The sequence below is a fragment of the Klebsiella quasipneumoniae subsp. quasipneumoniae genome (assembly GCF_020525925.1).
In the GTDB taxonomy this organism is placed as follows: domain Bacteria; phylum Pseudomonadota; class Gammaproteobacteria; order Enterobacterales; family Enterobacteriaceae; genus Klebsiella; species Klebsiella quasipneumoniae.
In genome coordinates this window covers 1156896-1171248 of record NZ_CP084876.1, presented here as the reverse complement: position 1 = coordinate 1171248, position 14353 = coordinate 1156896, and the positions used below count along the sequence as shown (strand labels likewise).

At 58.0% G+C, this 14353-nt stretch carries 15 protein-coding genes and 1 pseudogene; 8 read left to right on the top strand and 8 right to left on the bottom strand.

Annotated elements, in window-relative coordinates; all coding sequences use genetic code 11:
- Window positions 1–24: 24 nt before the first annotated feature.
- The 3 genes from LGM20_RS05865 to exaC form a co-directional block, all read right to left on the bottom strand.
- Window positions 25–687, bottom strand: a complete 663-nt coding sequence (locus LGM20_RS05865) for a fimbrial biogenesis chaperone (protein ID WP_023290737.1) — start codon at window positions 685–687, stop codon at window positions 25–27.
- Between the two features lie 194 nt (window positions 688–881).
- A complete protein-coding gene (locus LGM20_RS05860; protein ID WP_044524454.1) occupies window positions 882–1463 on the bottom strand; it encodes a fimbrial protein in 582 nt (193 codons plus the stop codon).
- 699 nt (window positions 1464–2162) lie between these two features.
- Window positions 2163–3683, bottom strand: coding sequence for an acetaldehyde dehydrogenase ExaC (gene exaC / locus LGM20_RS05855; RefSeq protein WP_032453792.1), 1521 nt, complete (start codon window positions 3681–3683; stop codon window positions 2163–2165).
- A 263-nt stretch (window positions 3684–3946) separates the two neighbouring features.
- Between exaC and LGM20_RS05850 the strand changes: the two genes are divergently transcribed.
- Window positions 3947–5734, top strand: a complete 1788-nt coding sequence (locus tag LGM20_RS05850; protein ID WP_044524455.1) for a sigma-54-dependent Fis family transcriptional regulator — start codon at window positions 3947–3949, stop codon at window positions 5732–5734.
- A 32-nt stretch (window positions 5735–5766) separates the two neighbouring features.
- On the opposite strand, the gene LGM20_RS05845 is transcribed toward LGM20_RS05850, so the two are convergent.
- On the bottom strand, window positions 5767–6663 hold the full coding sequence (locus tag LGM20_RS05845) for a LysR family transcriptional regulator (RefSeq protein WP_044524456.1): 897 nt from the start codon (window positions 6661–6663) through the stop codon (window positions 5767–5769).
- A gap of 103 nt (window positions 6664–6766) precedes the next feature.
- On the opposite strand from LGM20_RS05845, the gene LGM20_RS05840 reads away from it, so the two are divergent.
- From LGM20_RS05840 to LGM20_RS05830, 3 genes and pseudogenes are all read left to right on the top strand, one after another.
- Window positions 6767–7372 carry an FMN-dependent NADH-azoreductase gene (locus LGM20_RS05840; protein ID WP_044524457.1) on the top strand — a complete coding sequence of 202 codons (606 nt, stop codon included), beginning with the start codon at window positions 6767–6769 and terminating at the stop codon, window positions 7370–7372.
- A 76-nt stretch (window positions 7373–7448) separates the two neighbouring features.
- A complete protein-coding gene (locus LGM20_RS05835; protein ID WP_002914277.1) occupies window positions 7449–7748 on the top strand; it encodes an ArsR/SmtB family transcription factor in 300 nt (99 codons plus the stop codon).
- A gap of 7 nt (window positions 7749–7755) precedes the next feature.
- A pseudogene (locus LGM20_RS05830) lies at window positions 7756–8302 on the top strand (rhodanese family protein).
- Here LGM20_RS05830 and lpxO read toward each other — a convergent pair.
- Window positions 8283–9185 (bottom strand): lipid A hydroxylase LpxO, encoded by a 903-nt coding sequence (gene lpxO / locus LGM20_RS05825; RefSeq protein WP_044524459.1) that lies wholly within the window; start codon window positions 9183–9185, stop codon window positions 8283–8285. The pseudogene LGM20_RS05830 and the gene lpxO sit on opposite strands and share 20 nt — an antisense overlap.
- Before the next feature lie 204 nt (window positions 9186–9389).
- Between lpxO and LGM20_RS05820 the strand changes: the two genes are divergently transcribed.
- Complete coding sequence (locus LGM20_RS05820; RefSeq protein ID WP_023290745.1) at window positions 9390–9569, top strand: YodC family protein; 180 nt, start codon at window positions 9390–9392, stop codon at window positions 9567–9569.
- A gap of 75 nt (window positions 9570–9644) precedes the next feature.
- On the opposite strand, the gene stpA is transcribed toward LGM20_RS05820, so the two are convergent.
- Window positions 9645–10046 carry a DNA-binding protein StpA gene (gene stpA, locus LGM20_RS05815; RefSeq protein ID WP_023290746.1) on the bottom strand — a complete coding sequence of 134 codons (402 nt, stop codon included), beginning with the start codon at window positions 10044–10046 and terminating at the stop codon, window positions 9645–9647.
- Between the two features lie 728 nt (window positions 10047–10774).
- On the opposite strand from stpA, the gene alaE reads away from it, so the two are divergent.
- Complete coding sequence (gene alaE, locus LGM20_RS05810; protein WP_004205719.1) at window positions 10775–11224, top strand: L-alanine exporter AlaE; 450 nt, start codon at window positions 10775–10777, stop codon at window positions 11222–11224.
- Window positions 11225–11302: 78 nt separating this feature from the next.
- Here alaE and LGM20_RS05805 read toward each other — a convergent pair whose 3' ends face one another.
- Window positions 11303–11665, bottom strand: coding sequence for a DUF2002 family protein (locus tag LGM20_RS05805; RefSeq protein WP_002914291.1), 363 nt, complete (start codon window positions 11663–11665; stop codon window positions 11303–11305).
- Window positions 11666–11814: 149 nt separating this feature from the next.
- Between LGM20_RS05805 and LGM20_RS05800 the strand changes: the two genes are divergently transcribed.
- On the top strand, window positions 11815–12162 hold the full coding sequence (locus tag LGM20_RS05800; RefSeq protein WP_032432206.1) for a DUF883 family protein: 348 nt from the start codon (window positions 11815–11817) through the stop codon (window positions 12160–12162).
- Window positions 12163–12281: 119 nt separating this feature from the next.
- On the opposite strand, the gene pdxR is transcribed toward LGM20_RS05800, so the two are convergent.
- On the bottom strand, window positions 12282–13652 hold the full coding sequence (gene pdxR / locus LGM20_RS05795) for a MocR-like pyridoxine biosynthesis transcription factor PdxR (RefSeq protein ID WP_044524460.1): 1371 nt from the start codon (window positions 13650–13652) through the stop codon (window positions 12282–12284).
- Window positions 13653–13740: 88 nt separating this feature from the next.
- On the opposite strand from pdxR, the gene LGM20_RS05790 reads away from it, so the two are divergent.
- The gene (locus tag LGM20_RS05790; RefSeq protein WP_023290749.1) at window positions 13741–14172 is read left to right on the top strand and encodes a carboxymuconolactone decarboxylase family protein; all 432 of its coding nucleotides are present in this window, start codon (window positions 13741–13743) and stop codon (window positions 14170–14172) included.
- The last annotated feature ends 181 nt before the right edge of the window (window positions 14173–14353 follow it).

Genomic DNA, 14353 nt, shown 5'->3' with positions numbered 1-14353 from the left:
CGGTAAGCTCATCACAAAGGGGAATTACTGCTGGGCGTAATCGCTGACGCCGCCGTAGTCGTTAATCGCCCGCCATTTGACGGTGCCGTGCCCGCTCACCGGCCACGTTTTCTCGCCAAAGGGGGCCACCATGCCAGGCTCGTCGATTGCCTGCCCGCCCACCTCGACGGCGTAAAAAGAGACAAAATAGGGTGTGGGGTTTGCCACCGTCAGATGGCCGCCGGACTGGCTAAACTTCAGCTGCTGCCAGGCTTTAGCCGGGTCGCCCGCCAGGCCGTTGGGGCGATAAAAGATTTTGAATTTCGACTTAATATTGACCTGCAGCTTGTTCACCTCGCCCTTGGGCGTCGGGGCGATACTTTTGACGTTCAGCCAGTAGACCGATTCACGGTCGCTGGGCAGCGAGGCGCCAATAAAGTTAATGCGCAGGACGTTATTTTGCTCCGGATCGAGACGGAATAAGGGCGGCGTAACAATAAAGGGCACCTTGGCCTTATCGTTTTCCGCGTAATTTTCCACCCACGACTGCACCAGATAGGGCGTATGGGTATCGGCATTAGTGACTGAAATAGCGGCTTCACGCTTCCCTTCCTGATAAATCACACGGGTTCCACCCATGACAATACCGGCCTGTGCTGCCGTGGAGCACAGCAGAAAGGCCGCAACGGCAATTATTTTCTTCATCATGACTTACCATCAGGTAAAGGTTGAACAAACAGTAAAATAAAGCAGGGAATATCAGAGCCAGTACCCGTCGGGATAATTAGCAAAAACAACTATACCGTCACGAATATATTCCGTGACTTTATGACAATTATCACTTTAGCTATCTGCAATTAATCAGGACGCAGTGGACTGACTCTGAATAGCGCGCAATATGATTAGTTATAAATCATATTGAAATTAGCCGTACCGTTAGCATCGCCTGCCGTCACCGCACCGGTGGAGATATAGTCGGCGAAAAACTTGAGGTCGGCAGTGCCGGTGCCGGCAGTCGCGCCCGCAACGACATTTTTGGCTTGAGACGCTTTGCCGAGGCTGACCGCCGTAGACTTGTCATCTTCATACAGCTTGATCGCCACGCCAGCGGCGCCGCCGGTGGTCGCCAACAGCGTGTTATCCGACTGATCGCGCGCGCCGTCAAACAGCACTGCAACATTTTTTACGCTGGCGGGGCAATCTTTCACACTGATATGGAAAGGCGTTTTGGTGGTTTCAAAACCTGTGCTGGTAAAATAGGTGCTGGCCCATTTGCCCAGATCCACCGTTTGGCTGGTGGATGCGCTGTCGATATTGCAGGAGCTGTCGGTGATTGATCCATTGAAGATAACCTGTCCGCCGGTACCCTGGGTACCCGCCTTGGTGCCAGGGTTAACGTTAATGGTTGGCGTAGTAACAGAAATTGCAGCGCCAGAAACCAGCGCTCCCATGAGAATTGCCATAATACGAAGTTGCGTTTTCATTATTTATCTCATCGTTAACGAATATATTTTCCCGTCATCGGCAATAGCCCCATGGCTATCGCGAAACGGCTCGTCCGTTCCTCCCTGTAAATGTTCATTGCGTTCCTTCCGCAGGATAATCGGCACACGTCCTTTGACTCCGCTTTATTTCGCCGAAAGGTGGCCATGAATAACAAGCAGAAGAAAAAGAGTTATTTTGATGTGCGAAATAAATATATTACCCGATGTAAAAAAAGGCAACCTGATGAAATGTTACATACAGGTTAACGACTATGCTCGGCATAAAGTTATTTTTTGAAATCGCATTTCAATGTTAATTTACATATCTATACAAAAGAAAGTTAAATACCTCTCAACAACAACATGTCCATTTCATTAACAAATTTAAAGGTAATTGTTCAAAAAAGCGTCTTGTTTTATTGTGCTCAAGCCCGGCGCCACGAAAAAATTAGGAATTTTCCTGGTATTAATCTTCATCATTTCTACACAAATTAAGGCAAAGCGCTCCTGATCCGCGCTGTAATTTCTTGTTCTGGAAGTATTTTAATTTTCAAATGAAAGCTATTACTTCATTAACCCAAATGTATTGCCGTTATCCGCCACCGTAACCGCTCCCGTTCAGAGGGTTATTTTGACGCAAAAAAAATCCGCAACCCGAACGGATTGCGGACTGAGGATCAATCAGTAATGAGATGGCCTTCAGAACAGGCCCAGCGGCGCGGTGCCGTAGCTCACCAGCAGGTTTTTGGTTTGCTGATAGGCATCCAGCGCCATCTTGTGCGTTTCCCGCCCGACGCCGGACTGTTTATAGCCGCCGAACGCCGCATGTGCCGGGTAGACATGATAACAGTTGGTCCATACGCGACCGGCCTGAATACCGCGCCCCATGCGATAGGCGAGATTGGTATCGCGCGTCCACACCCCAGCGCCGAGGCCAAACTGGGTCTCATTGGCGATAGCCAGCGCTTCCGCTTCGTCCTTAAAGGTGGTCACCCCGATCACCGGCCCAAAGATCTCCTCCTGGAAGGAGCGCATATCGTTGCGACCTTTAATCAGCGTGGGCTGAATATAAAAACCATTATCCAGCGCCGGCGCGATCGCCGCCCGCTCGCCGCCGGTGAGGATTTGTCCGCCCTCTTCCCGGGCAATCTGAATATAAGAGAGGATCTTGTCGAACTGCTGGCGGGAAGCCTGGGCGCCGATCATGGTGTCGGTATCTAACGGATCGCCGCGACGGATCTGCGCCACCTTCTCCATGACCCGCGCCATAAAGGGCTCATAGATGGATTCATGGATCAGCGCCCGCGACGGGCAAGTACAGACCTCACCCTGGTTGAAGAAACCGAGCACCAGCCCCTCCACCGCCTTCTCAATAAACTCCTCTTCACCCTCCATCACGTCGGCGAAGTAAATATTGGGCGATTTGCCCCCCAGCTCGACGGTGCAGGGGATAATATTCTCCGCCGCACAGGCGAGAATATGTCGCCCGACCGGCGTGGAGCCGGTAAACGCCAGCTTGGCGATACGCTTGCTGGTGGCCAGCGCCTCGCCCGCCTCTTTGCCGAAGCCCTGCACCACGTTCAGCACCCCCGCCGGGAACAGATCGCCGATCAGCTCCAGCAGCAGGGTAATACTCAGCGGCGTCTGTTCCGCCGGCTTGAGCACCACGCAGTTACCCGCCGCCAGGGCCGGGGCCAGCTTCCACGCGGCCATCAGCAGCGGGAAGTTCCACGGGATAATCTGACCGACCACCCCCAGCGGTTCATGGAAATGGTAAGCCACCGTGGTTTCGTCAATTTCGGCAGTGCTTCCCTCCTGGGCGCGCAGGCAGCCGGCGAAGTAGCGAAAATGATCCACCGCCAGCGGCAGGTCCGCATTCAGCGTTTCGCGGATCGGTTTGCCGTTGTCCCAGCTCTCCGCCACCGCCAGATATTCCAGATGCTGTTCAATACGGTCGGCGACCTGCAGCAGCAGCCTGGAGCGCTGTTGCACTGAGGTTTTGCCCCACGCCGGCGCCGCACGGTGGGCGGCGTCGAGGGCGAAGTCAATGTCTCTGGCGTCCGACCGGGGAAACTGCGCAATGTTGCTGCCGTCTACCGGGGAGGTATTCATAAAGAATTCACCGCTCAGCGGCTCGACAAATTTACCGTCAATAAAGTTGCCGTAAGCGGATTTCAATGAAACCAGGGCGCCGGGCTGGCCAGGGTGTGCATAACGCATCGCAAATCTCCTTCTGTAGGGTTGAGACGCAGCGGCATATTGATTTTTTAAACTTGCCGCCGAACGCTTCTCACTTTGCAGGGGTTATGCCAGTTTTTCGTTTTCTCTAAATAGGTTTATTTATTAACAGGTTGTATTCACTGACTGGGCAGATGGTCAGCCACTGTCGCATGGGTTTCCACTTATGTGTTGCAAATCGCAACACCAAATAAACCAAATAGCTACAATATTGCAACACAGCAACATCGACCCAGAGGTGCCCTGTGCCAGGCAATCCCTTTCTTCTCGCCCCAGAGGTTAACGCCAATCCCCTGCTGAGCGATTCATGGTCTCGCTGCCAGCGCTACGGTCTGGATCCCGCCACCGAGGATTTTCCCCGCCTCGACGCTGGCGAGCTGGCGGACCGGCTCGCCAGCCACCGCAGCCTGCAGCAGCTGGCGCAGCCGGTGGTGGAAGCCCTGTCGCGCCAGGTGGCGGACCTGCAGTCGGTGGTGATCCTTTCCGACCCCGGCGGCCTGGTGCTCCATACCGTCGGCGATACCCAGGCGATGCAGAAGGCTCAGCGCGTCGCGCTGGCGCCGGGCAATCTGTGGAGCGAAAGCGGACGCGGGACCAACGCCATCGGCACCGCGCTGGCGATTGACGACGGCTGCGAAATCGATGGGCGTCAGCACTTTCTCACCCGCAACCAGAATTTGTACTGCGCGGCGATGCCGCTCCAGCGGCCGGACGGAAGCATCGCCGGCGTGCTGGATATCTCCGGCCCGGCGGATTTTCCCCACCAGCACACCTTTGGCTGGGTGAAAGCGGCGGCAAAGCAGATTGAGTATCTGTGGGTGAAGCAGAGCCTGCATCCTGAGCAGTGGCTGATGAGCCTCCACCGGCAGGTGGACAAACTCGACAGCGTGGAGGAACTGCTGCTGGTCTTTTCCGACAACGTCCTTACCGCCGGCAACCGGCTGGCGATGCGCGAGTTCGGCCTGAGCGCGGCGCAGTTTGGCCAGCTCACCTTTGCGTCGCTTTTTCCGACGCTGACGCAAACGGCGGTCAGCGTTCCCCTGCCCCTGAACACCCCGCAGGGCCGCTATCACTATCGCCTGCGCGAGCCCACCCGCCGCCGGGTGGCGGTGAGCGCCCCGCCGGCCATGCAGCTCCCCTTCACCAGCCCGCGGGAAGGCGAAAAGCTGCTCCGGCTGCTTAACGCCGGCATCGCGCTCTGTATTGAGGGGGAAACCGGCAGCGGCAAAGAGTATGTCAGCCGCACGCTGCACCAGCACAGCCGCTGGCGCAGCGGTAAATTCGTCGCCATTAACTGCGCCGCCATCCCGGAATCGCTGATCGAGTCCGAGCTTTTCGGCTACCAGCCAGGGGCGTTTACCGGCGCCAGCAAAAACGGCTATATCGGCAAAATCCGCGAGGCCGAGGGCGGGGTGCTGTTTCTTGATGAGATCGGCGATATGCCGCTGGCGCTGCAGACCCGCCTTCTGCGAGTACTGCAGGAGAAAGAGGTCGCCCCGCTCGGCGCCAGCCGCAGCGTGCCGGTGAACTTCGCCCTGATCTGCGCCACGCACCGCAACCTGACCCAGCGGGTCAGCGCCGGCGAATTCCGCGAAGATCTGCTGTGGCGCCTGCGGGAGTACGCCCTGGCACTGCCTCCGCTACGCGAGTGGCCGGCGCTGGAAACCTTTATCGCCACCCTGTGGCGCGACCTGGGCGGCGCTTCGCGCCGGGTGACGCTGTCCACCGCGCTGCTGACCCACCTCAGCCAGCTGCCGTGGCCGGGAAACGTGCGCCAGCTGCAGAGCGTCCTGAAGGTGATGCTGGCTCTGGCCGATGAGGGCGACACGCTGACGCCCGATGCGCTGCCGGACGCATACCGCGCTGCGCCTGCGCCGCTGCCGCGCGGGGGGTTACAGGCCCATGACGAGCAGTTGATTGTCGATACCCTCGCCAGGGTCAACGGCAACGTCAGCCGGGCGGCGCAGATGCTGGGCATCGCCCGCAGCACGCTATACCGCCGCGCCGCCCGTGCCGGACGGCCACGCCGCTGAGGCGATGGCCTAAAGCGCGCCGGCCGCGGACGCTACGCCAGACCCAGCCCCGCCCGCAGGGCATCGATCGTCACCCGCGTTTTTTGCGGCAGCCACGGCCCTTCCGGCCACACCGCGTGAATGGCGAAACGCACACGGTCGCTGGGCGCCAGAACCTGCTGCAGCGTCCCGTCGGCGAGCGCCTGCGCCACCAGCCAGTCCGGCAGCCAGGCGATGCCCATTCCCTGCTGCGCCGCCGCGGCGATGGCGGCAAAGTCATCCTGCACCAGCCACGCCTCCGGGGTGAAGCGCACTTCGCCCTGCTGCGGGTCGTAAAGTTGCCATTTTTGCAGCTGACCGTTATGCAGATAGCCGAGGGTGCGGTGCTCGCTCAGCCCGGCGATGGTCTGCGGCGCCGGCTGGCGACGCAGGTACTCCGCCGCCGCGCACAGCACCATGCCATGCTCCCCCAGCGCCCGCGCCCGTAGCGACCCGGTATCGGCCAGGCTCCCGATACGCACCGCGAGATCAAACCCCTCTTCCAGCAGATTGACCTGCCGGTCGCTGTAGTGGAGCTCGAGCTTCAGCAATGGATAGCGCTGGCTCAGGCGGAACAGCAGCGGCGCCACGCAGCGCTGGCCAAACAGCACCGGCAGCGAAATCCGTAGCCGTCCCTGCACCTCGCCTTTGCCGCGCTGCAGCGTTTCTTCGGCCTCGCGAATGCGTCCCAGCGCCTCCCGACACTGGTGATAAAATTGCTCTCCCTCTTCCGTCAGCAGTTGCCTGCGGGTGGTGCGCTGGAATAACGCCACGCCGAGACGCGCTTCCAGCCGGGCAATGGTTTTTCCCACCGCCGAACGCGTCACGTGGAGGATCGTCGCCGCGCTGGCAAAGTTACCGCTCTCGACCACAGTGACAAACACGGGGATCGCGTTCAGATCGTCGCGCACAGATTGGTTCCTTACGGGATACAATAGAGGAAAATAATGTCACTCCAGAGAGAAAAAAGACAGTGTTAGTCTCTGCTTCTATCCTTCACTTGAGGCACTCATCATGGCTAACGTTCTGGTATTAAAGTCCAGCATTAATGGCGAAACTTCCCTGACCAATCAGCTGATTAACGAATTTATCGCAGCGCGCCAGGCGGCGGGCCGCCACGATCGGATCCGCGAACACGATCTCAGCGCTATGGCGCTGCCGACGCTGGATGGCGCGCTGTTTGCCGCCCTGCGCGGGGCGGCGGATCCGCGGCCGGCCATCCGCGCGGCGGTAGCGCTCTCCGACCAGTTTATCGCCGAGTTAAAAGCCAGCGACCTGCTGGTGATCGGCGCCCCGATGTATAACCTCAACGTCCCGACCGATCTGAAGAAATGGTTCGACCTCGTGGCGCGGGCGCGGGAAACCTTTCGCTACACCGACAGCTGGCCGCAGGGGCTGGTCGAGGGCGTCCGGGCGGTGGTCGTCAGCAGCCGCGGCGGTGTTCACCAGGGAGAAACCACCGACGCCGTCACCCCCTATCTGCGCGCGGTGCTGGGGCTGATGGGGATCCATGAGGTGGAATTTATCTATGCCGAAGGGCTGGATAACCGCCCGCACGGTCGCGACGCCGGGATCGCCAGCGCCCGGGCGCAGATAGCCGATCTCGCCGTTCCGGCCTGAGTCGCGGGGAAAAAGGGGCTGGCGCTGGCGGCTTTTTTATTTTAGAGTTATCTAAATTTAGAAAAAGCTAAAATACATGACCACACCCGAAGACCTGCAGGCCCGCGCCGGCGAAGCCGCCGCGCTGATGAAAGCGATGAGCAATCCTCATCGCTTGCTGATCCTGTGCATGCTATGCGACGCGCCGCGGGCCAGCGCCGGTGAACTGGCCCGCGCTACCGGCCTGAGCCCTTCCGCCACCTCGCAGCACCTCGCGCGGATGCGTGACGAGGGGCTGATCGACAGCGAACGCGACGCTCAGCGCATCCACTATTTCATCACCCATCCTGCGGTACAGCAGGTGATCAACACGCTGAAAACGCTCTATTGCCCGTGAGGATCCTATGACCATCGCCACCTTAACCCCTGCCGAAGCCCGGGTGCAGATTGCCCAGGGCGCCAGACTGATAGATATCCGCGATGCGGATGAATACGCGCGCGAACATATTCCCGATGCCGAGCTGGTGCCGCTCGCCACCCTGAACGGCGGCGCGACCCTAAACGCCCGGGCCGGCGAGCGCGTGATCTTCCACTGCCAGGCCGGCTCCCGGACGCAGAACAACGCCATTCGTCTGGCCGCCGCCGCCGCGCCGGCGCAGGTCAGCCTGCTGGCGGGCGGGATTCAGGCATGGAAAGCCGCGGGGCTCCCGGTTGAGGAAGATAAATCGCAACCGCTGCCGCTGATGCGCCAGGTGCAAATCGCCGCTGGCGCTCTGATCTTACTGGGGGTGCTGCTGGGCTATACCGTGAACGGCGGCTTTTTCCTGCTCAGCGGCGCGGTCGGCGCCGGGCTCACTTTCTCCGGGATAACCGGCTTTTGCGGCATGGCGCGCCTGCTGGCGATCATGCCGTGGAACCGGTGCCAGGGGAGTTAAAACGCACTCCAGATAAGCCAGGCAATGCCGCCGAAAAGCAGCCATTTGACGACGTAATAGACCGTCTTATTCCATTTTTTCAGCCGCTTGCCGACAATGCGGATCAGGTAGATATAGCGAAACGCCCGGTTAATTCCGCCAGTGCGATCGCTGGCGTCGTTGGGCGCCGAGGCGGCGCTCATCAGATTGCGCCCCAGCCAGTGGTTGACCTTCTGCGCCCAGCGGTAGCGCATCGGCCGTTCAATATCACAGAACAGAATCAGCCGATTCTCACCGCTGGTATTTTCCGCATAGTGGATATAGGTCTCGTCAAACAGCACGCCTTCCCCGTCGCGCCAGCTGTAGCGCTGACCATCCACCTCGATAAAGCAGCGGTCATCGTTCGGCGTCGCCAGGCCAAGATGAAAGCGCAGGGAACCGGCGTAGGGGTCGCGATGGCGCGGCAGACGGCTGCCGTCCGGCAGGGTGGCGAACATGGCCGCTTTCACCGACGGAATATCCCGCAGCAGCGCGGTAGTTTGTGGGCAAAGCTGGCTGGCGGAGGGATGGGCATCCTCATACCATTTCAGATAAAAGCGTTTCCAGCCGGTTTTAAAAAATGAGTTAAATCCGGCATCGTTATATTTATCGGCCGCTTTAATCTGCTCCAGCTGCTGGAGGCGGATGCCTTCTTCGCGAATAACCAGCCAGTTTTGTTGCAATATCGCCAGCTCGGGAAACATCTCCGGGCGCAGATAAGGCGTATTCGGCACGCGGGAAAATAAATACATAAATCCATTCAACGGCGCGGTAAATGTGGAATGGTCGGAGAGCTGTCGCCAGAAACGATAGCGCACCCGTCCGCGGTAATGGACATACAGCACAGCAATAACAATGATCAACAGAATGATATACTTCATGGTGTCTTTCCTGACCTGATTGATGGTAACCCTACCCTCGCCGTCCCCCTTGTCAGCAGCGGTATGGCGCCAGCAAAACATTAACAACATTAATACATATACCTCCAAATTGTTTTAACAAAAAAGAGCACACCCGGTGTTCAGTGCGCGGGCGTTGAGCTATGGTTTAGGTTCATCCGTGGTATTAACAGTGAGGAGTGAATGATGTTTTCTGTCGGCGATCTGGTACAACCGCGTGCGGGCGGGCCAAAACTGAAAGTGGTCGAAGTGCAGGGCGAGGATCTGGTGGTGGTTCAGGCCGCGCAGGAGCAGGGAGAACGCTATACGCTGAAGTCAGACGAGGTGACGTCCTATCAGGAAGAGGGGGACTTCGGCGTCTGCTGAAGCCCCTCGCTGCAGATCATAAGGCCAGGCCGGGCGGTGGGTCTTTCCGCCGTCGCGGCGCTGGCCGCATCGGTTTTAAATTAAAAAGCTGTCCAGCGATTTCCCCTCGGCGACCGCCTGGGCAATCGGCTTCGGCATTCTTCCCTGGCCGGTCCAGGTTTTCTCGGCGCCGGTATGATCGGTATAACGATATTTCGCCGGGCGCGGTTTCCGCTTTTTACCGCCCGCCATCGGCGGCTGAATATCGGCCACCAGCTCGTCAGGAGAAATACCGTCGGCGCGCATCAGCTCAAGCCAGGTATTCACTTTTTCCTGATATTCCGCCTGCTGCTGCGCCGCCAGCTGCTGTTGCGTACGTATTTCTTCAGTGACGATCCTGAGCTTTTCCAGCATCTCTTCAAGCACGTCAATGGAGAATTCACGGGACAGCGCGCGCAGTGAACGGATATTATTCAGTTTGTGTAACATTGAAGACATAAAATTAAAAATTTCCAAATAGCAAATTAAAAGACACAACGCGGCAAGTGTAATAGAAACGTTTATTTATTTCCAGCCTTCGGTTATCCAGATAAATATATTATGCAGAGAGTAAACCTTTTCCAACTACCTTATATCGGGAAATCCCCGCTTCTTTTTCGCCAGCGCAGGCCAATAAGACCCTGAATAAATAAAAACGGCGGATGGTGAGATAGGGAAATATATCAAGAAGGCGATATTACCTTTATGGTCAGCGGGTTATCCTCTTATCGTCGGTGAATGCGCAGGCCCTCGCCGCGCGGCCAAATGAATAGTTACTCAGTCATTAAGAATAAAACGCCACATATCGTTTTAGAATTTTTCACCACAAAAACCGGCATAATGGCATAAAAACATCTAAACATGATCCTTATCACAGGCTAACGCGATTTTGCGCCACAGCGGGCGGTCAGATACCGACCCCCTGGTCAGATATCATGGCACAAAACAGCACAACCATTTGAAATTAAAAGAATTTAATAAAACCAGCACTAAAAGTAGCGTAACGGGCAAAAAACCGACCTTCGCAGAGTATTTTATCGACAAAAAGGCAATAAATAAAAATTTATAGCTAGTTGCCACTTTTAATGCAGAGATATACTCTACGCACATCAAAACAGGCAGCCCAAAAACGCTATACCAACGCGCATTTTTCGGCGTTATTGACTTCATTTTCGAGGAGCACTCCGATGTTCTCTGCGCACTCCCGCTTGCGGCATGCGGTTGCAGACACCTTTGCGATGGTGGTTTACTGCACCGTCGTCAACATGATGATCGAAATTTTTCTCTCTGGTATGACGTTTGAGCAGTCGTTATCGTCGCGCCTGGTGGCGATCCCGGTCAACATTATTATTGCTGTCCCTTACGGGATATATCGCGACTTTGCGATGCGTCAGGCCCGGCGCATCACTCCGGCCGGCTGGATGAAAAATATGGCCGACGTGCTGGCCTACGTGACCTTTCAGTCGCCGGTTTATGTCGCCATTCTGTGGAGCGTGGGTGCGGACTGGCACCAGATTGTCGCTGCGGTGAGCTCGAACCTGGCGGTTTCAATGATGATGGGCGCCGCTTACGGCTACTTCCTCGACTATTGCCGCCGCCTGTTCCGCGTGGCGCCCTACCAGCAGGCAAAAGCCTGACCGACACGTTAACAGCGACTGGCTCTGCCAGTCGCTTCCTCCCGCCAGCCAGCTTCTCCCGGGTTTTTATCCAGCGAATTAATTCGTCGACATGGCCGGCTGGGCTTCGCCAAACAGTCCATTAAGAAAACGCTCAAGCGCCATGCGTGAGCTAAAGCCGTGCGGAATACCATAATGCTGCTGCGCATCCCCGGCTAAATACAGCGGAAACTGTTCATAATGGTCGCAGGTTTTGATATCTGAAGCCGGTTCAGCCAGCATATTGCTGCGCTCTTTTAACGCTGGATGAATAACTAACGCTGTTCGCCCCATGCGCGCTTCGCGGTTCACATAAACATAATTATCGCCGCGGCGATAGCCGTACGCTTTTTGCGTCACAACATCCATGGTGAAGCCGGCTTTTTCAAGAACACGCGCCACCTCATCGGGTCTTAAATACATACTGATTCCTCGTTATCTTTTACCGCACATTGACCTTACCTTATTCATTAAGGGCAGTGCTTTCGGAATATTCCAGAAACCACAGCAGTAAGCATAATTCAAAATCTTGTCCTACACTTACTCACTCGATGGAATTAAGGGAGATAACGATGGCTAACCATGTGAACCGCAACAATTTTGACGAGAACGCCGAAGATATTCATAACGATGTCAGCCAATTAGCGGACACGCTGGAAGAGGTGCTGAAATCGTGGGGCAGTGACGCGAAAGAGGAAGCGGAAGCGGCGCGTGCCAAAGCGCAGTCGCTGTTAAAAGAGACCCGCGCCCGCCTTAATGGCCACAACCGGGTGCAGCAGGCGGCGCTGGATGCGCGCCAGGCAGCGTGCGATGCGCTGGGCTGCGCCGACACCTACGTGCGCAATAAACCGTGGCACAGCGTGGGCGCCGCCGCCGCCGTCGGGGTATTTATTGGCGTATTGCTCAATTTACGTCGATAATAGCTATAGCGTTTGCTGCCGCTGCGCGATAAGCGCGCGGAAGCCCGCCAGCTTCACGGAAAGCAATGAAGATAACAAATACGCGTCAGCCCCTGCGCGCCTCTGGCCGCAGGGGTTTTTTATGCGCCAGCGGGCGTGACGCCGCCGATCGCCTCCCTCAGTCGCCGGGCCAGCGCGCCAGCCATTGCCGGCGAGCGAATATTGGTAAAACTCATCAGTAACCCCCCCTCGCCGGTATGGCGCATCCGCCAGTCGCTCAACGCCTGTACCGCCAGCCCGGCCGCCACCGCCCGTTGGGCCAGCAGGCGATCGTCGCCGCTGACGGGCATGACCAACTGAATCCCTCCCTGCTGCGGCGTGACCTGAAAGCCCTGCGCCTGCAGAGCCGACTCCAGCCACTCCCTGCGCTGGCTGTAGCTGGCGCGCATTTTTTTCAGATGACGCCAGAAATGGCCCTGCTGGATAAAATCCGCCAGCGTCTGCTGCCACAGGGTGGGAACGGTGCAGGGCTGGCGCTCCACGGTCTGGTGAAAACGCGCCGCCAGCGCGGTCGGCACCACCAGCCAGGCGGTGCGCAGCGCCGGAAACATCGACTTACTGAAGGTGCCCGCGTAGATGACCCGCTGTGGCGCATCAAGGCTTTTCAGCGGCGGCAGCGGTTTGCCGCGATAGCGAAACTCACTATCGTAATCATCCTCAATGATCCAGGCGTCACGCTCCGCGGCCCATGCCAACAGCTGGCGACGCCGGGGCAGCGAGAGCGCCACTCCCAGCGGACTCTGATGCGCCGGGGTGAGCAGGGCAAACCGCGCCTGCGGGTGATGGCGCTGGCCCCAGGCGATATCCATCCCTTCGTCGTCCACCGGGATCGCATCCACCACCAGCTGCCCGGCCTCGACCACCGGGCGGATAAAGGGATATCCCGGATCCTCCATCCACATATGCTGCCCCGGCTGCGCCAGGGTACGCAGGATCAGGTTCATGGCGGTGGCATAGTTGCCGGCGATCAGGACCTGCTCCGGCTGGCAGTCGATACTGCGCGACAGGCGCAGATAGTCGACGATCGCCTGACGCAGAAGCGGGTCGCCGCCGGGATCGCCGGGCGCCAGATCGAACCGCGACTGCGTCCGCAGCCGGCGCCCCATCACCCGCGCCCACAGCCCGCGCGGAAAGAGATCCAGCGCCGGGAGCCCCATCTGAAACGGCAACGGCTCCGCCGGCGCGGCAGGCTGCGCTGGCGGCACAGGCGCCAGCTGGCGCGGACTGAGCCGCTCGCTGACAAAGGTTCCCGCCTGCCCGCGTCGCTCGAGCCAGCCCTGGGCGACCAGTTCGCCCCAGGCGTTTTCGATGGTCGCCCGGGAGACGCCCTGCTCCTGGGCAAACACCCGGCTGGCGGGCAGACGGCTGCCCGGAGCCAGTTCGCCACGTTCAATGGCGGATTTCAGCTGGCGGGCGATGCGTTGATAGAGAGGGAGGTGGCTGGCTTCCATTATGGTCTGCTTTTTTCATCACAATATGGCTATCTTTTGCAGTCCATTATAGTGCTATTTTGGCTGCCGTCTTAGAGAGGAGAACACCATGAGCCAATTACGTCAGCCATTCAGTGAACTGAGCCCGGAAGTCTATAAAGGGCTGGTGCAGGCCAGCCTCGCGCTGGAGAAAAGCGAGCTGGGCAGCGCCCTGGTGGAGCTGGTCTATTTACGCGTGTCGCAGATCAACGGCTGCGCCTTCTGCCTTGAGAAGCACAGCCAGGCGCTGCGCAAAGGCGGCATGGCGCAGAGCAAGCTGGATGCCCTGGCCGGCTGGCGGGTGAGCGACCATTTTACCCCTGGCGAACGCGCGGCGCTTGCCTGGGCCGAGTCGGTCACCGACATCGCCGCCAGCCATGCGGAAGATGAGGTTTACCTGCCGCTGCGCGAACATTTTACCCCACGTCAGATAAGCGATCTCACCTTCGCCATCAGCCTGATGAACGCCTTTAACCGCCTCGCCGTCGCCATGCGTCTGTAGTTTCGCGCAGCCTTCCCCCTCCTCCGCCTGGCCACCCCGGCGGGGGAACGCTTTGCCAAAAACGCTATATATTGAGTGGTTGAAGTTTTAAATAACTACATCTAGTATTTCCTTATCGAATGGCCCACAACGTTCGACGCTACGTTTAGCGCCGTGCTGTTATCTTAAATGGAAATACGAA

Bases quoted from the DNA above. Each gene is read 5' to 3' on its own strand.
- exaC (WP_032453792.1), bottom strand. From the start codon at position 3,683: ATGCGTTATGCACACCCTGGCCAGCCCGGCGCCCTGGTTTCATTGAAA.
- LGM20_RS05865 (WP_023290737.1), bottom strand. From the start codon at position 687: ATGATGAAGAAAATAATTGCCGTTGCGGCCTTTCTGCTGTGCTCCACG.
- LGM20_RS05835 (WP_002914277.1), top strand. From the start codon at position 7,449: ATGACCACACCCGAAGACCTGCAGGCCCGCGCCGGCGAAGCCGCCGCG.
- LGM20_RS05840 (WP_044524457.1), top strand. From the start codon at position 6,767: ATGGCTAACGTTCTGGTATTAAAGTCCAGCATTAATGGCGAAACTTCC.
- LGM20_RS05860 (WP_044524454.1), bottom strand. From the start codon at position 1,463: ATGAAAACGCAACTTCGTATTATGGCAATTCTCATGGGAGCGCTGGTT.
- stpA (WP_023290746.1), bottom strand. From the start codon at position 10,046: ATGTCTTCAATGTTACACAAACTGAATAATATCCGTTCACTGCGCGCG.
- LGM20_RS05820 (WP_023290745.1), top strand. From the start codon at position 9,390: ATGTTTTCTGTCGGCGATCTGGTACAACCGCGTGCGGGCGGGCCAAAA.
- LGM20_RS05800 (WP_032432206.1), top strand. From the start codon at position 11,815: ATGGCTAACCATGTGAACCGCAACAATTTTGACGAGAACGCCGAAGAT.
- LGM20_RS05790 (WP_023290749.1), top strand. From the start codon at position 13,741: ATGAGCCAATTACGTCAGCCATTCAGTGAACTGAGCCCGGAAGTCTAT.
- LGM20_RS05805 (WP_002914291.1), bottom strand. From the start codon at position 11,665: ATGTATTTAAGACCCGATGAGGTGGCGCGTGTTCTTGAAAAAGCCGGC.
- lpxO (WP_044524459.1), bottom strand. From the start codon at position 9,185: ATGAAGTATATCATTCTGTTGATCATTGTTATTGCTGTGCTGTATGTC.
- pdxR (WP_044524460.1), bottom strand. From the start codon at position 13,652: ATGGAAGCCAGCCACCTCCCTCTCTATCAACGCATCGCCCGCCAGCTG.
- alaE (WP_004205719.1), top strand. From the start codon at position 10,775: ATGTTCTCTGCGCACTCCCGCTTGCGGCATGCGGTTGCAGACACCTTT.